General features: G+C 65.7%; 15 protein-coding genes. 3 read left to right on the top strand and 12 right to left on the bottom strand.

All coding sequences use genetic code 11. The features are described from left to right. Both ABC977_RS17360 and ABC977_RS17355 read left to right on the top strand, forming a co-directional pair. On the top strand, nt 1-327 hold a 327-nt coding region (locus ABC977_RS17360), incomplete at its 5' end, for a DUF4143 domain-containing protein (RefSeq protein ID WP_369668537.1). Between the two features lie 278 nt (nt 328-605). Continuing rightward, nucleotides 606-2,489: a nuclease-related domain-containing DEAD/DEAH box helicase gene (locus tag ABC977_RS17355; protein WP_369668536.1), complete on the top strand. Its 1,884-nt coding sequence runs from the start codon at nt 606-608 to the stop codon at nt 2,487-2,489. Nucleotides 2,490-2,614: 125 nt separating this feature from the next. Here ABC977_RS17355 and ABC977_RS17350 read toward each other — a convergent pair whose 3' ends face one another. The 11 genes from ABC977_RS17350 to ABC977_RS17300 all read right to left on the bottom strand — a co-directional run bounded on the left by ABC977_RS17350 (nt 2,615) and on the right by ABC977_RS17300 (nt 14,198). Continuing rightward, entirely contained in the window at nt 2,615-2,869 is a 255-nt protein-coding gene (locus tag ABC977_RS17350; RefSeq protein ID WP_369668539.1) for a DUF29 family protein, read from the bottom strand. Beyond that, complete coding sequence (glsA, locus tag ABC977_RS17345; RefSeq protein WP_369668535.1) at nt 2,814-3,821, bottom strand: glutaminase A; 1,008 nt, start codon at nt 3,819-3,821, stop codon at nt 2,814-2,816. Before glsA ends, ABC977_RS17350 begins: the two co-directional genes overlap by 56 nt. 90 nt (nt 3,822-3,911) lie before the next feature. Further along, nucleotides 3,912-4,718 (bottom strand): proteasome-type protease, encoded by an 807-nt coding sequence (locus ABC977_RS17340; RefSeq protein WP_369668534.1) that lies wholly within the window; start codon nt 4,716-4,718, stop codon nt 3,912-3,914. 187 nt (nt 4,719-4,905) lie between these two features. Then, nucleotides 4,906-6,756, bottom strand: coding sequence for a V-type ATP synthase subunit A (locus ABC977_RS17335; RefSeq protein WP_369668533.1), 1,851 nt, complete (start codon nt 6,754-6,756; stop codon nt 4,906-4,908). Between the two features lie 142 nt (nt 6,757-6,898). After that, nucleotides 6,899-7,588 (bottom strand): DUF2764 family protein, encoded by a 690-nt coding sequence (locus tag ABC977_RS17330; protein ID WP_369668532.1) that lies wholly within the window; start codon nt 7,586-7,588, stop codon nt 6,899-6,901. Between the two features lie 15 nt (nt 7,589-7,603). Continuing rightward, on the bottom strand, nt 7,604-8,305 hold the full coding sequence (locus ABC977_RS17325) for a hypothetical protein (protein ID WP_369668531.1): 702 nt from the start codon (nt 8,303-8,305) through the stop codon (nt 7,604-7,606). A gap of 28 nt (nt 8,306-8,333) precedes the next feature. Next, nucleotides 8,334-8,780, bottom strand: coding sequence for an ATP synthase subunit C (locus tag ABC977_RS17320; RefSeq protein WP_369668530.1), 447 nt, complete (start codon nt 8,778-8,780; stop codon nt 8,334-8,336). Continuing rightward, a complete protein-coding gene (locus tag ABC977_RS17315; RefSeq protein ID WP_369668529.1) occupies nt 8,777-10,582 on the bottom strand; it encodes a V-type ATP synthase subunit I in 1,806 nt (601 codons plus the stop codon). Before ABC977_RS17315 ends, ABC977_RS17320 begins: the two co-directional genes overlap by 4 nt. After that, nucleotides 10,579-11,184 carry a V-type ATP synthase subunit D gene (locus ABC977_RS17310; protein WP_369668528.1) on the bottom strand — a complete coding sequence of 202 codons (606 nt, stop codon included), beginning with the start codon at nt 11,182-11,184 and terminating at the stop codon, nt 10,579-10,581. Before ABC977_RS17310 ends, ABC977_RS17315 begins: the two co-directional genes overlap by 4 nt. 27 nt (nt 11,185-11,211) lie before the next feature. Further along, a complete protein-coding gene (locus ABC977_RS17305; protein ID WP_369668527.1) occupies nt 11,212-12,582 on the bottom strand; it encodes a V-type ATP synthase subunit B in 1,371 nt (456 codons plus the stop codon). Nucleotides 12,583-12,677: 95 nt separating this feature from the next. Then, the gene (locus ABC977_RS17300; protein ID WP_369668526.1) at nt 12,678-14,198 is read right to left on the bottom strand and encodes an esterase/lipase family protein; all 1,521 of its coding nucleotides are present in this window, start codon (nt 14,196-14,198) and stop codon (nt 12,678-12,680) included. Nucleotides 14,199-14,886: 688 nt separating this feature from the next. Between ABC977_RS17300 and ABC977_RS17295 the strand changes: the two genes are divergently transcribed. Further along, the gene (locus ABC977_RS17295) at nt 14,887-15,114 is read left to right on the top strand and encodes an anion permease (protein WP_369668538.1); all 228 of its coding nucleotides are present in this window, start codon (nt 14,887-14,889) and stop codon (nt 15,112-15,114) included. 89 nt (nt 15,115-15,203) lie between these two features. Here the strand turns inward: ABC977_RS17295 and ABC977_RS18360 are convergent, their stop codons facing one another. Then, nucleotides 15,204-15,344 (bottom strand): ADP-ribosylglycohydrolase family protein, encoded by a 141-nt coding sequence (locus ABC977_RS18360; RefSeq protein WP_501040251.1) that lies wholly within the window; start codon nt 15,342-15,344, stop codon nt 15,204-15,206. Nucleotides 15,345-15,349: the final 5 nt, after the last annotated feature.

Raw genomic sequence — 15,349 nt, 5'->3', positions numbered from 1 at the left:
ATCTTCGAGACCTTCGTCATCAGCGAACTGCGCAAGGGCTTCTTGAACGTCGGCGAGCCGCCTTGGTTCTTTTTCTGGCGCGACAGCAATGGTCACGAAATCGATCTTCTCATCGAGACGGGCCGGGGCTTGATGCCGGTCGAGATCAAGTCGGGGCAGACGCTCAACCGGGACTTCTTTACCGGCCTGGAACGCTGGACCACACTGGCCGGCGATCTGGCTCACCAGCCCACCCTGATCTACGGCGGGCAAGGCGAGCAGGGGCGGCAAGGTGTGCGCGTCCTCGGCTGGGATCGCTTGGCGCTCGCGGTGGAGGCAAACACTTAACTGAGAGGATCGAACGCGGAGCCCGGAAGGTATACGCATCTGAGCACGGCTAGCTTCTCTGAGTGGATTGTCGTCCTGATCAGTCCTTGTGGCCCGATCCTGGTTGCCGGGCCAGTGGTGCGCTGAAGAACAGGTCGATCGGCGCAAGGCTCAGCCATCTCCCTTACACTACCCGAGCGACCCGCTAGCATGGCCAATCGCGCGATGCACGCCCGCGCCAAGGCCGGCTATCCTATTCCGGCCTGACCCAATGCCGATTCGCCGACAAGGACAAGCTCATGGCCATCATGATCCCCGACCGTTGTCCGAGCCGTGCCTCTCAGGGCGAAAAGCGCCTGTTTGCGATTCTGCAAGGCCTCCCGGACCAGTGTCTGGTCTATTACGAACCGATCATCGAGAACCGCTACCCCGATTTCATCGTGCTTTGCCCCGACCTGGGTGTGCTGATCATCGAGGTCAAAGGGTGGCGACCGAACGATCTGCTCGGCGGCAATCAGGAGTCCGTGACGATCAAGGATGTGCGCGGTCCGATCGAGCAGCGCCACCCGGTGCGCCAGGCCCGCGAGTACATGTACGACCTGATGGATCGGCTGCGTAAGCTGCCGGGCGGTCAGCGCCTGCTCAATGGTCCTGGCCCACACCAGAACCGGTTTGCGTTTCCGTTCGGCCATTTCGCCGTGCTTGCCAACATCGCCGCCGAGCAGCTTACCCGCACGGCCGGAGGCGACATGACGGCACTCTTTTCGGCCAGCAAGGTGGTGACGCGGGATCGGTTGTTGAGCTGGGAGGAGAAGCCGCTCGCAGGCGCTGAGCTCGAGGCCGAGCTGAAGGCCTTCTTCGACCCCTTTTGGACCATCGAGCCGCTGCGCGAGGAGCAGATCGACGTGCTGCGGGCGGCGATCCACCCGGAGGTGGTGATTCGTGCCCCGACCGAGCAACTAGCCGAGGAAAAGGACATTCGGGCCGACGACGAGTCGGTGGTCGATCTGAAGGTCCTGGACGCGCGCCAGGAGAGTAACGCCCGCAGCATCGGCGGCGGTCACCGCATCATCTACGGCGTAGCCGGTTCCGGCAAAACGGTGCTGCTGATAGCCAAGGCGCGAATGATTGCTGGCCAACAGCCGGACCGACGTGTCCTCTTCCTCTGTTACAACGTCTCGCTCGCAACCTACTTGCAGCACGCATCGAGGGACTGCCCGAACGTCACCGTGCTGCACTTCGACGGCTGGGCTAAGGCCAACGGCGTGGCGCGACGCTCGGGAGAGGACAACCAATCGCTCGGCCATCGCCTGTTGGCCGCGCTCGAATCGGGCGCGCCGCACAGCCGTTTCTTCAATAGCATCCTGGTCGACGAGGCGCAGGATTTCGAGATCAGTTGGTTCAAGTGCCTGCTGGAGGCGATCGACGACCCCGACGACGGTGATCTGATCATCGTCGGCGACGGCAGCCAAGGGCTCTACGGCGACAAGAAGATCATCTGGCGACAGCTCGGGATCAACGCCCGCGGGCGCACCATCTCCAAGCACTTCGACCTGCACATCAATTACCGAAACTCGAAGGAGATCGTGGACCTCGCGGCTGCCTTCGCCAGCCGCACCGCCGATGAGGAGGGCGAAGAAAGCCTGATCGCCCTGCAGGTCGATCCGGCCAGATGCCGTCGCCTCGGCGGCCACCGCCCGCGCCTGCTGCAAGCGTCCTCGCGCCTGGAGGAACAGGAGCGGGTGATGGGGGTGGTCAAAGGTCTGCTCGATGGCCAGTGGTTCGGCCAACCGATCGAGCCGCTTGCGCCTCGCCAGATCGCCATCTTCTATCCCTATGCCGCAAAGCATGAAAAATATCTCATCGAACGGTTGGTGCAGGGGCTGGAGCAACTCGCCCCGGCCGTCTGGATCAACCGCGACCCTTCGCAGCGCCGCCGCATCGCCGAGCCGGCGATCAAGATCCAGACCATCCATTCCGCCAAGGGGCTGCAATACAAGGCGGTGATCCTGATGTGGGCCGACCTGTTGCCCAAGCAGTTCGGTGATACCACTGAGCAGGATGAGCGCAAGTTGATGTACGTGGGCCTCACCCGTCCCGAGGACTACCTCGTCATCAGCGCCGCCCACCCCTCCCCGTTCGTCACCGAGATCGCTGGGTCAGGCAAGGTGGAGATGGGCTAGTCGGCTGGACGGATCGTCCTAGCGAGGCTTCACCCCTTGGCTGCCAGAGAGTGCCAGGATGCGCCGACCGTGTGTTCACGCTGTCTTCGGCGTCAGCGCTCGCATCGTCGCATTCCCTGTCGCGGTCAATCGCCATCCGGCCAGAAGGCATCATCCATCATCTGCGAAAACGCAAACGGACAGTTGACGGGAAATGTGGTTTCCGGCAGGCCCGTTTCGCGTTCGGTTTCGATCACGGCCAGCCGATAGGCTTGTTCGATGGCCTCGTCGAGCTTCGATGCGAGGCTCGGGTTGTCATTGAAAGCCGTGCTGTCTGAAAGCGGGTCACAAAGGCGCTGTGGATGGTCCGGCTGGGCAGGCTGGGAGCGAGGCGAACAGATTGAGGCCCAGGGCGTGGGACAGGAATCGGGCCGTCAGTTGCCCCTTGACGCTGTTTCCGGCTGCGTCGAGCGGCGGGGCGAAGGTCGCCAGCCCCCCCTTGCCCGGTGCGACGCAGATCATCCCGCCACTGACCCCGCTCTTGCCGGGCAGCCCGGTGTCGTAGAGCCAGTCGCCGGAGTGCTCGTAGAGCCCGGCGGTGACCATGACGGCCAGCACGTGCTGACAGTGGATCGCGTCGACGACGGTCTCGCCGGTGACCGGATTGACCCCGCCGTTGGCCAGCGTCGCGGCCATGATCGCGAGATCCCGGGTCGTGACGCCGAGGGCGCATTGCCGCGTGTAGATGTCGGTCGCCTGGATCGGGTCGAAGTAGATCCGTTCATGACTCTGCAACAGGTTGGCGATGCCGGTGTTGCGTTGGTTGGCGGATGATTCGGATCGGTAGACCTCCTCGTCGAGGCGCAACGGGCGGCCCGCGAACCGCGACAGGCCATCGCGAACGAACTGCCATTTGACCTCGGCACTGGCCCCGGGGGCCAGGCTCGTGGTCGCGATGGCCCCGGCGTTGACCATCGGGTTGCTCAGTCCGTCCCGCGAGCGCTCAGCGGCGATGACCGAGTTGAACGGGTAACCGGTGCTGTTCACGCCGAGTCGGCGGCGCGCCTCGTCCTCGCCGATCGCCTGGCAGACCAAGGCGAAGACGAAGGGCTTCGAGATGCTCTGGATCGAGAATTCATGAGCGGCGTCGCCGACCGCATGCAGACCGCCGCCGGTTCCCGCGACGCAGATCCCGAAGAGGTCGCTTGGAACCGATGCGAGGGCCGGGATGTAACTGGCATTTTGGCCATCGGTGACGGGAGCGAAGCGTGCGTGCGCCTCGGCCACCAGCTGCTGCACCAGTCCCGGGTCCGGCAAATGACCGGTCGAGACGCAAGGCGATGGGATCGTCATCGTTGAGACACCTCGGTTGCCGTGACGGCGCGCCGGCCGGGGGATGCGGCATCGACCCGACCTGCACGCGTTCCGGTCGTGCTGGATCCGTCACGAGGGTCCGATCGCGGCTGGAGCGACCGGCGGTTGCGCGCCCTGTTCCCAGGAAAAGTGGGGGAGGGCGTAGAAGGCCTGACGCAGGCTCTCGTTCCAGCTCTGCCGGATCACGGCGAGCTCTGGCGAGTCCTCGTCGAGTCGCAGGCGCTGCGCTGGTGCCAGTTGGTCGCGCGGGCAGAGCGCCACTTCGAACGGCGGGCCGACGGTCAGGTTGGAGCGGGCCGTTCCAACGAGCGAGACGAGGCACAGGCGCGCGCCGTCGGCGAGCGACAGACCGGGGTGGGCGATATGATCGAGTGCCGGTTTGCCGTACTTGCTCTCGCCGATCTGCAGGCAGGGGGTTTCGGGCGTGGCCGCGATCGCGTTGCCCTGCGGATAGATCAGGAAGAGGCCATGGGGTTGGCCGGCGATCTGTCCGCCGAGGATGAAGCTCGCCTCTGGGGCGGCCCCGGCCTGGCGCAGCGCGGGGCCGTGCTCGTTCTGGACCGCGACGACCAACTGGCCGACGTAGGTGGCGGCCTCGAACAGGTAGTTGACGTTCAGGAGCGTGGGTCCGGGGACCAGCTGAAAGGGGCTCGGCTTGGGGTCGACCGCCTGATCCAGGTCGCGGCGGATACGGTTCAGGACCTCCTGGGTCGTCGCCAGGTTGCCGGCCGCGAGCAGGATGAAGTAGCGATCCGGCGCCGGTTGGAAGAGATGGAGCTTGCTATACGATGAGATGTAATCGACCCCCGCATTGGTCCGGGAATCGGAGGCCATGACCAGGCCGTCGTTCAGATAGAGTCCTACGCAATAGGTCATGTGGTTGGCTCCCACACAGGGTTGAGAGGATGTGTTCGAGGGCGGTCGAATCCAGTATCAAGGTTGATCGGCTGGTCGACCTGGCTCGGGCGATCGTCGTTCGAGCGGGTTGCTGGGATCGGGCTGGGTTTTGTCGGTCGGGGCAGGCCGCTGCGGCACCGGCGGCCGCGACGCCCTTGGTGCCTGCTCACTCCGAACGGCCGGACAGGCTGTCGATCTCCTCGAGCAGGCGCCGGTAATCCGGGGAGTCCGGCGCGGCATAGTTGAAGTTCTTGAAGAGCCCGGTGAGTTTGTTGAAGTACTGCCGGGCCGCGGTCTTGTCGGGAAAGGACCGTTCCGCCCCGATCAGTGTCCAGACCAGATCGAAGGTAAAACGTTGGCGTTCCATCGGAACCGAGGCATCGACCTCGTCGAAGGCGTCCTGCTGCAGGAAGACCATGTCGAGAAAGGTGGCCTCGAGCCAGACCACATAGTCATCGGTGGTGATGCCTTCCTCGCCGGTCACCTGCATCATCTGCTGCACGCCGTCGCCGCGTACCAGGAGCTCGCGCATCGCGGTAACCCGCTCGGTCCAGGTCGGTTCCAGGTGGGCGGCATACCAGGGGGCGAGCTGCTCCAGATAGCGTGACCAGGAGATCAGCGGGTCGATCGCCGGATAGAAGCGTTTGTAGGCACGATCGTAGGATAGGCCCAGGAAGCTCTTGACGGTCCCGAGCGTGGCTTGGGTCACGGGTTCCTCGAAGTTGCCGCCAGCCGGCGAGACGCTGCCGATCAGGGTCAGGCTGCCGACGCTTCCATCGCCGCTGCGGATGGTTCCGGCCCGTTCGTAGACGCTTCGGATCGCCGATTCCAGATAGGCCGGGAAGGCCTCCTCGCCGGGGATTTCTTCCAATCGGCCGGAGGTCTCGCGCATCGCCTGCGCCCATCGCGACGTCGAGTCCGCGAGCAGGAGGACCTGGTAGCCCATCTGGCGATAATACTCACCAATGGTGACGCCGGTGTAGATCGATGCCTCGCGCGCGGCGACCGGCATCGACGAGGTGTTGCAGACGATGATGGTGCGATCCATCAGGGAGCTGCCGGTGCGCGGGTCCGTCAACTTCGGAAACTCCTGGATCGTCTCGACCACCTCGCCGGCGCGTTCGCCGCACGCGACGATGATCACGATGTCCACCGCCGAATGCATCGCCAACTGATGCAGCAGGATGGTCTTACCGGCGCCGAAGGGGCCGGGTATGCAGGCCGTGCCGCCGCGCGCAATCGGGAAGAAGGTGTCGACGATGCGGATCGTCGTCGTCAAGGGCTCGTTCGGGTAGAGTCGCTCGATGGTCCGTTCGCGCAGCATCTGTTCGGTCAGCGGACGCCGCACCGGCCAGCGTTGGCTGAGATCAAGCGAGCGCTCACGACCCTCGGCATCGCGAATCCGTGCGACCGGCGTATCGAGCGTGACGCTGCCTTCCTGGATCCAGGTGACCTCGATCTCGCCGGCCTGGTCATAGGGTATCGTGATCTTGTGCTTGAAGCGCCCCTCGGCCAGGGTCCCGAGCAGGCCACCGGCGCGCAGCCTCGCCCCTTGCTGGACGCTCGGCACGAACGACCATTTGCGTTGCGTATCCAGTGGAGCGACGTCGACGCCGCGCGGCAGGAACACGCCGTGTTGCATCGCAATCCGGTCGAGCGGAGTCTGCAAGCCATCGTAGACCTGCCCGAGCAATCCAGGTCCGAGGAGGACCGACAGCATCTCGCCGCTTTGCTCGACCGGGTCGCCGACCGAGATCCCTTTGGTGTCTTCGAAGACCTGGGCGTCGGCCGTATGGCCGCGGACTCGCAGGACTTCGGCCTTGAGTCGTTCCTGTCGTCCATCGGCCGGGATGCGCCGTGGCAGGATGAAGACCACCTCGTTCTTGATCAGCGGGCGAGGCATTCCTCCCTCGCGTCCGGCCTCGATCGTCACCAGGCTTTCCTGGACCGCAACGATCTGGGCGGGCCGATCGGCGGGCTCGTGAGTCGGCGCGGAGATCGGGGTGTCGTGGGGCATGGTCGCGCTCCTGTGATGAGGAAAAGCCACCCGGTCACGCCCGAATGGCTTTGGTCTTCTCTGACCGGCCCGGCAGGTGCAGGCGAATGCGCGACCAGGCGCAGTCCTCGGCCGCAGCCGGGCCTGGCCGGACACCGGTGTCTCAAAAAGGTCCCAGATCGCCGATCGGCATCGGGCGACTGGCCGCCGCGATCAGTTCGTCGAAGCGCTCGATGGCTCCCTCGCCATCGTAGCTGGTCCAGCTCGCGATCATGTCCCAGCGCAGCGCATAGATGGCGACCGCCGCGAAATCGAAGTGGTGGCCATCGCTCGCCTGCTCCAACTGGTTCCAGGCGACGCTCGCCAACAGGCGTTCCAGGTCGGCCGAGGCGCCACGTTCCAACAGGCGTTTCGCCTCCGGCAACCAGGAGAAGGCCCGCGCCAGGCCGAACTCGGGCTCATTCCAGTGGCGGCCGATCCAGCCGACCCAGCGGCCGTAACCCCAGTGCCGGTCGCGTGGCGCCGGTTCGCCCCGGTGGCGACGGCGCAAGGCGGCCACCAGGGTGCGCAGTTCGAGCCGCCGGATCACCAGGTCGCGCACGCCGGCATGGCCGATGTGACCCAGTGAGCGCTCGATCCGGGCGACCACTTGGGCGTCGCTGTCCTCGACATCCTGCTGCGCCCACTCGGCGAGCCGGCGCACGTGGCGCAGGCATTCGGCATCGGCCGGGGCCAATTGCGCCAGACGCTGATCCAAACGGATCCGCGACAAGGGGGTCTGCGTGGCCCCGAACAGTCGGCCGTGATAGGGCAGCGAGCTCAGAAGCATCGCATAGCGATTCGCGTTGGCCACGGTTGCCTCGTGGTTCTACTTCACCATACCGGCGAGGATCGCCCGAAAACGCGGTTGCAGGTGCGCAAGCAAGGTCGCGGCGATCGTCTCGTCGGTCAGATCGATATGGATGTCCTGGCCGACCAGGGCGAGGCGAATTCCCCGCCCGCCGTCGGGGGCCACGCCGAAGGTCACGCCGTCGGTCAGGATGTTGCCGGCGAGCGACAACACGAAATGAGACAGCGAGCCCTCGCGCAATTCCAGTGGATTGCGGCGCAATTCCTCCGGGCTCACCAAGGCCTTGGGTAACTGGACCTCGATGGCTTGGCCGCGGTCGATCCCGCTCTCGGCGCGCGCCCGCGCCGCGACCTCGAGGATCAAGCGTTCGAGAAAGTCTTCCTGTTCCATCTTGGCCGCGATCAGGCGCCGAACCTCGTCACCGAAACGGTCCGAGAGCTCGGCCTTCAGGCGCAGCAGGGTGTCGCGCATCGCGATCCGCAGGGCCTCTTCGCCCCCTTTGCGCAGGGCCTCGGTCTCTCGTTGAGCGGCCTCGCGGATGGCCTGGGCCTGGGCCTCGGCCTCGCGGACGATCCGCGCCGCCTCGCGCCGTGCCTCGGTCTCGATCCGCTGCGCCTCGGCGCGGCCAGCCTGGACCCCCTCGTCACGCAATCGCCCGATCAAGGTTTCGATGCCGGACGAGGCCTGACCTTTCGGTGTATCCGTTCGTTCGAGGGTCATGGGCGTGTGCCTCTTGCTGGTGTTGGGATCAACCCGGGATGCCGCCAGCCAGGACCAGCGCAAAGACGAAGGCGAAGACGGCAAAGCCCTCGACGATCGCGGCCGGGGCCAGCGAGAGACCGAAGATCTCGGGTTTGGTCTTGCTGGCATGGATCGCCGAGGCGCAGACCTCGCCTTGGCGCATGGCCGACAGGAGCAGCGCCAATCCGGCCAGGATGCCGATGCCGAAGAGGCCGGGGGCGGACTCCGGGGTCACCTCGCGTTGCAGGCTGAACATGATGACGATCCCGTAGATCACGTTCGACGAGGGCATGACCGAGACGCCGATATAGCGTCCGTACCCGGATTCGGTGTCGACCATGGCCCCGATGGCCGCCTGTCCGGCTATGGCACAGCCGATGACGCTGCCGATCGCCCCCAGGGCCATCGGCGCGAAGAGCCCGGCCCAGCCCAGCGCAACCACGAACTCGTTCATTTGCGCAACTCCGTCCGTCTGAAGGGTTTGAAGGGGTAGCCCTCGCCGGCCAGTGCCCAGTTGTAGAACTCGATGAAGTTGAGACGCAGGCCATGGACGACGCCGCTGATGATGGCGAGCAGCAGGTTGAGGGCATGACCGACGAGGAAGATCAGGATCGCCAGCAACAGCCCGAGCCCTGGCAACTCGCTGCTGACGTCGCGCGCCAGCCCGTTGAAGGTGATGGCCAGCGAGGCCGACGCGAGGCCCAGGGCGAAGAGCCGGAGGTAGGAGAGGACGTCACCGAAGGCCTGCGCGACCCGGGCCAGATTCTGGAGACCATCGAGCAGGCGCCAGGCCAGGGATCCGAGGCCGTTCAGCGGACGATCGCTGCCGAGAAGGAGGATTGCAATCAATCCGACGACCGCCAATCCCGCCGTGCCCGTGGTGAGCCAGGGGGCCGCATCGAAACCGCTCGCGAGCCAGAAGCCGTAGGCCCCGATCAGTACGGCGATCCAGCCGAGCGCGACCCGTCCTGCCGCGCGACCCGGCCGGACACCGGCCATCTCGAGGTTGGCAAGGATCAGATGGGCGACACCGATGCCGACCGACAGGCGCATCATGGTCTCGAAGTCGTTGATGTCCAACAGGTGGAGTCGCCCCAGCAGGCTGTCGGGTTCCGGCGAGACGCCGAAATAGCCGCCCACCAGCACGCCCCAGACCAGCGAGGTCCCGACCAGGGTCGCGGCCAGCAGACGCAGCCGCTGACCGAGTGCGCCACGACCGAGCTTGGTCCAGTAGAGGGCCAACAGCAGGCCCAGGAGGGCGGCATAGCCGGCATCGCCCAATATCATCGCGAAGAAGGCCGCGAACGAGAAGAACAGGACCCGCGAGGGGTCCCAGGAGTCGTAGGCCGGCATCTGGTAGAAGGCGACCAGATCCTGGCCAGCGGCGAGGGGCGCTGGATTGTCGAGCAGCGTGGGCGGCGCATCGCCCGGAGCGGGCGGCTCGATCACGAGGGCCAGCGCCCGATCGTCGGCGAGTGCCTGGATCGACTCCAGTGCGTCGTCGGGTGCCCAACCCTGGACCAGGAACAGGGCCTCTTCGTCCCGCGTCTGGGACTGCGCATGCCGCTGTTGCGCCTGGTCTTCGGCCTCGGCCAGGTGACTGGCGATCAGGTCGATCCACCGGGTGAGCGCGTAATGCTCCGCCTGGGCGTCTTCGAGCTCGAGCTCGGCGGCCTCTAGTCGGCGGTGGAGCTCGGAGAGGCTGAGGGCGCCGGTCTTGGCGCGCGCGACCGGTAGGGCATCGCGCGGTGGCTCCTCCGGGTGGATCACCACCACCCAGGCGTGCCGGTGATCGCGATGGACGACCTGCCACGGCAGTTCGAGCCTGGTCAGCTGGTCCATCTGCCGCCGCGGAATCATGTAGAACCAGAGTCGCTGTCCGGCGAGATCGGCCTCGGGCGGCAGATCGAACTCGCCCCAGGGCGCGAGCTCAGCGATGCGCACCCGCAGTGCGTCGATCCGGTCGCCGACGTCGCGTTGCCGTTGCTGGTTGTCCAGTACGGCGCGGATCGTCCCTGGAAGATCGAAGCCTTCGGCGTCGCGGATCTGGCGGCGCCTCTCGCGCGCATCGCGCAGGTGACGCAGGGCCTGCAGCGCCTCGATCGCATGTTCGGCCGGCTCCTTCTCCGGTTCCCGCGGTGCCGGCCGAAGCGGAATCAAATGCAGGCAGCCGAGGTCCTGAAGCCGTTCCAGGACGAGGCCCTTTTCGCCGGCCAATCCAGCCAGGGTCACACGGTTCAGCTGTTGGATGCTCACGCCACCCCTCCCTTCGCGCGTTTGCCCTTCGCCAGCTTGGAACGTACGATCGCCGCGCGCTCGGCGTCCGACAGATGGACACGAATCCGCTTGATGTTCGCGCGTGCCTTCGGGATCAATACCTTGTCGAACAGGTTGACCCGCTGCGTGACCTTGCGCACGGCCTCCTCGAGCAGGTCGGTCCGGCGTTGGTGCAGGGCGAGCCGTGCCTCGAGCGTCAGCATCTCGGCGAGGATGTCGACCAGGGTGTCGACCCAGTGAGGCTTGCTCAGGTAGCCATAATCGCCTCGGACGAGATCCAGCCCTTCGAGCACGGGGAGACGGGTCCCCAACAGGTTCTCCTCGCCAAGGCGAATCCGCTCGACCCTGATCAGCCCATCGAGCTCGATCTCGCGATTCGCGAGCATCGGCAGCGTCTCGCGCACCCGTTCATGCAACGCGGCGATCTCGCGCTGCGTCTGTTGCTCGGCAATCTGCTCCTTGGCTCGTTCGGCCATGATCTGCTTGCGCTTCAGATCGAGCGCCGGCAGATAGCGTTCGTAGGTTTGCAGGTCACGATTCTGCTTCGCCAGCGACGATTTACTGAGACCGATACGTGACATGTGACCGTCCGTTTCCCGTTTTCGACGTCAGGCCGTGGCCGGATCCGTCTCTTGTTCGTCGAGCGACGGCAGGTACTTGTCGATCAGGTTGTCGCGCATCATCAACTCCTCGCGCTCGAAGCACTCGGCCAGGGTCTGCCAGCAGAGATCGAGGCCCTTTTCGAGCGGCAGACTGACGTCGATGTCCATGAAACGCTCGCGGAACAGGCGCCCGAACCGGATCAGCCGATGATCGAACTCGGACAGATCGAAGGCCATCGCCTGTTTCTGCTCGGCATCGCGGGCACCGGAATAGAAACGAATCATGGTGTTCATGATCTGACCGTGGTCTTCGCGCGTGACCTTGCCGATCAGGTGCTGCTTGAGCCGCGACAGGGATCCGAACGGATCGAGCATGCCGTCGTGGAGGTAGAACTGCCCTTCGGTGATATAGCCGGTGTTGTCCGGGACCGGGTGCGTGACATCGCCGCCCGGCATCGTGGTCACGGTCAGGATCGTCAGCGACCCGCCGTCCTTGAAGTCGGCGGCCTTTTCGTATCGTCGCGCCAGTTGCGAATAGAGGTCGCCCATGTAGCCGCGATTGGACGGGACGGACTCCATCGCAATCCCGACTTCTTTCATCGCATCGGCATAGGCCGTCATGTCGGTCAGGAGCACGAGGACGCGTTTGCCTTCGTCGACCGCGAAACGCTCGGCGACGGCGAGCGCCATGTCCGGAACCAGCAGTCGTTCGACGACCGGGTCCGACGCGAGATTGACGAACATCAGGGTCCGGGCGAAGACGCCGGCATCCTCGAAGCGCCGCAAGAAGAAGTGGTAGTCGTCGAAGATCAGCCCCAGCCCGCCGAACACCACGATATCGGCATCGGCTTGGATACCGATGCGGGCCAACAAGGCGTTGTAGGGTTCGCCGGCGACGGAGAAGATCGGAACCTTCTGGCTCTCGGCCAGGGAGTTGAAGATGTCGATCATCGGCACGTCGGTGCGGACCATCTTCGACGCGAGGACGCGCCGGGCCGGGTTGGCCGACGGGCCATCGATCTCGATCTTGGGGTCCTCGGAGAGGTCCGGCCCCGAGTCGAACGGCTGGCCGTCACCACGAAACACGCGGCCGAGGACGTTCGCGGAATAGGTGGCCCGCATCGGATGGCCGAAGAACCGGACGGCCGCGCGTGTCGAGAGACCCTTGGTGCCGGAAAAGACCTGCAACGAAACCAGTTCGCGCTCGATCTTGATCGCACGGGCCAGCGATTTGAAACCGCTCGGATCCTCGACCAGGGCCAGGTCGCCGAAGGCGATCCGCGGCCCCTGATCACCTGCCGGTGGCGAAACCTGAATCTTCAGGATGTCACCAACGATCTCGATCACCCTCGAGTACCGGAACAAGGATTGGGTCATGCCATCCCCTCTATCGCCTATTGCGAAGCCCGGGCGTCAAGGGCCGGATTCGGCCGGGCGCCGCATCCAAGAGTACGAGCGCCGAGTGTCGCGGGTCAACGGCGATTTGAAAGGTGATCGGACAGGCGAACCGGTGCGTCGTCCGCTGTGCCAAGCAACAGGATGCGCCGGAGCTCCTGCAGGGTGTCGGGATGGGCGAACCCGCCATGGCCCGTCGGGACCACCAGTTCCGAATCAGCCCAGGCCAAGTGCGCGCTCGCGCACGAGACCACGCCATCCGAGCAGGTCGTCGGGTCGCTCCGCCCGCGATTGCCGAAGACCGAATGCACGGGGATCGCCGGTGTCGTTTGGTCCAACGCCTCCAGGAACCGTGAGCGAGGCGAGAGACCATGGATGCTGGTGGGCAGGTGCCCCTGATGGCCCTGATGATTCGGATCCACGGCCTCCGCCAACTCCCATCTGAGCCATTCCGGGAGCCGGATCAGCCGAACGCCAAAACGGCCCAGACCGCTGGCGGCCAGACGGCTGCCCCGGTGCGGCGTGAACAGGAACACGACCCGATCCACGTCGGTTCGCGGCTCGAAGATCAGCGCGCGGCGCGTCAGGCTGGACTCGGGCAACTGGGTGACGTCGGCGACGATGCGCTCGGCGTCGTCGGGTCCCACGCGCGACACCAGCGCGCGCGATAGCACGCCACCCATGCTGTAGCCGACGAGGATCAGCGGCTTGGCCGGGCGATGTTCGGCAACGGCCGTATCCAGCGCCTCGCGAAGTTGCAGCGCGGACAGGGGCACGGGTTGGCCGGTCGGGTAATAGAAGAACCAGAACTGATACCGTCGATGAATCTCCGGATCCGCGAGCAGGGCCTTGACCACGGGCTCCCACATCCGAGGCGTGGTCATCAGGCCATGCACCAGGACAACGGGGGTCTTGGTCGGATCGAAGGGCTGCAGGAAGACGATTCGCGATTGGCCGCCGAAGCGATTCACCCGCAGCAGATAGCGCAGGCCCGCCCCGAAGCCGGGACCGGTCGCCCGCGTCGCATCGATCGGGGCCTCCAGATCCATGGCCACCGGGAGCCGGGCCGACATGCCGGGCACGGATTCGATGCGCCGCGGATCGGCCAGCCGCATCTGAAGGTGCTCGTCGTCGGACGGCTCCGGTAAGGCCAGGAGGGTCACCGGTACACGATAGCCCGTCGGCGGTGCGTGTCTGTCGCCAGTGTCGACGGTTCCGACGGTGGGCACGCCGAGCCCAGCGCGGTGCAGACCGGGCACGGTTTCGCTGGGGCGTCGGACCGGGGTCAGGGCCGCAACGTCGTCCCGTCCAAGCCAATCTGGCGTCGCGGCTGGCGCCCAAGAGAAGCTCGGATTCTCGCCGTTGGCTTGCAAGTCGGGCAGGACGGCGGTGACGATTCGTTGATAGTCGGCGACGGCCTCGGCCCTTTCTTGGGGGCCCGCGCGTGGCGATTCGAGGACCCTGAGCGCTGTGTGGATGCGCTCTGCCGCCGCTTCGGGTGGCCGCGTCTTCAGCGACTCGCAACCAGCAAGGGCCAAGCCGACGCAGAGGCCGACTGCCAGGCGCCACGCGATCGACTTCAATCGTCGTGCTGGCATCGAATCACCGCACCCCGGCCGTATTTTCGATTCGCGCGACCCCTCATCCAGCGACTTCCCCCGTGTGCTGATCATGCTTCATCAGGCCAGGTCGGGACGGTGGCGGCCTCATCAGCAGGGTATAACAGATCGCCACCTGGATTTCATCGGTGTCTCAGAGCGAGCACCGCTGGCTCGCCCCGGGCGGGGCGTTTGACGAACTGTGCCGGTCAAGGCCGGTCTTGGCTGGCCGGCGCAGCCCTTGCGGGAGGGCTGCAAGGCCCACCGGGTCTCGGAACCCTGGCCCCGGTGGTTGGGAGATGTCAGGGAGGTGTCGGCGACCTGTGGAACGGCAAGATTTCTGGTGTGTGCAAGATTTCTGGTTGACGCCATCTTGCCTATCTCCGGATACTCCGGCCAGACACCAGGGCCATCGGCCGCGATCGCCGACGCGTGTTCGTGAAGTCGACCCCAGCCACCATGCTCGAGGCGCACGACGTGCTGCTCTTGGACATCCGGACCGACGCGATCGAGGCGGAGCGGCTGGCCGAGGAATACGGGGTCCGGATCCTGCCGCTCGGTGCGACACACCGCTACCTCACCGATCGGACCCAGGACCTCGGGATGATCGAGGCGATCGTTCCAGCCGAGTCCCGTCTGTTCGGGCGCACCGTCCTGGATGTGCGGGTTGCCGACGAGGCGGGTCTGACTGTCATCGGGTTGCGTCGGGGCTTCGCCCTATCCGTTCGCGATGATCGTCGCGCTGGCGGCCTCCACCGCCTTCATGACCCCAGTCTCATCGCCGGTCAACACCCTGGTGGTCGGTCCGGGCAACTTCCGGTTCGCAGATTTCCTGCGGATGGGCGTACCCTTCAGTCTGATCGCGATGATCGCCAGCGTCATCCTCGTACCCATTCTTCTGCCACTCTACGGGTGAGTCCCCTCGCCACGAACGGCCGGGACCGGCCGGCCCCTCGCGCCGCCTCATGCCAGCCGGAATGGGCAGACCTCGCCGGGCGCTGCGGGCTAGCCGTGCCGCCCCGGCAGGGCCAGCGCCAGAAGCCGATCCGCCAGACCCTGGATCGTGTCGCGCTGCGGGAGGGTCGCCAGCCAGTCCGCCGGGATCGCCCGGGTCCCGAGGGCCGCACCGAGGAAAGCGCCGGTCAGGCAGG

It is taken from the genome of Thioalkalicoccus limnaeus (assembly GCF_041197575.1).
GTDB lineage: Bacteria > Pseudomonadota > Gammaproteobacteria > Chromatiales > Chromatiaceae > Thioalkalicoccus > Thioalkalicoccus limnaeus.
The sequence above is the reverse complement of the archived record's forward strand: the minus strand, read 5'-3'. Positions and strand labels throughout refer to the sequence as shown.

Excerpts from the sequence above, each read along its gene's own strand:
- ABC977_RS17355 (WP_369668536.1), top strand. The coding sequence starts at position 606 with ATGGCCATCATGATCCCCGACCGTTGTCCGAGCCGTGCCTCTCAGGGC.
- glsA (WP_369668535.1), bottom strand. The coding sequence starts at position 3,821 with ATGACGATCCCATCGCCTTGCGTCTCGACCGGTCATTTGCCGGACCCG.
- ABC977_RS17340 (WP_369668534.1), bottom strand. The coding sequence starts at position 4,718 with ATGACCTATTGCGTAGGACTCTATCTGAACGACGGCCTGGTCATGGCC.
- ABC977_RS17335 (WP_369668533.1), bottom strand. The coding sequence starts at position 6,756 with ATGCCCCACGACACCCCGATCTCCGCGCCGACTCACGAGCCCGCCGAT.
- ABC977_RS17325 (WP_369668531.1), bottom strand. The coding sequence starts at position 8,305 with ATGACCCTCGAACGAACGGATACACCGAAAGGTCAGGCCTCGTCCGGC.
- ABC977_RS17320 (WP_369668530.1), bottom strand. The coding sequence starts at position 8,780 with ATGAACGAGTTCGTGGTTGCGCTGGGCTGGGCCGGGCTCTTCGCGCCG.
- ABC977_RS17310 (WP_369668528.1), bottom strand. The coding sequence starts at position 11,184 with ATGTCACGTATCGGTCTCAGTAAATCGTCGCTGGCGAAGCAGAATCGT.
- ABC977_RS17305 (WP_369668527.1), bottom strand. The coding sequence starts at position 12,582 with ATGACCCAATCCTTGTTCCGGTACTCGAGGGTGATCGAGATCGTTGGT.
- ABC977_RS17300 (WP_369668526.1), bottom strand. The coding sequence starts at position 14,198 with ATGCCAGCACGACGATTGAAGTCGATCGCGTGGCGCCTGGCAGTCGGC.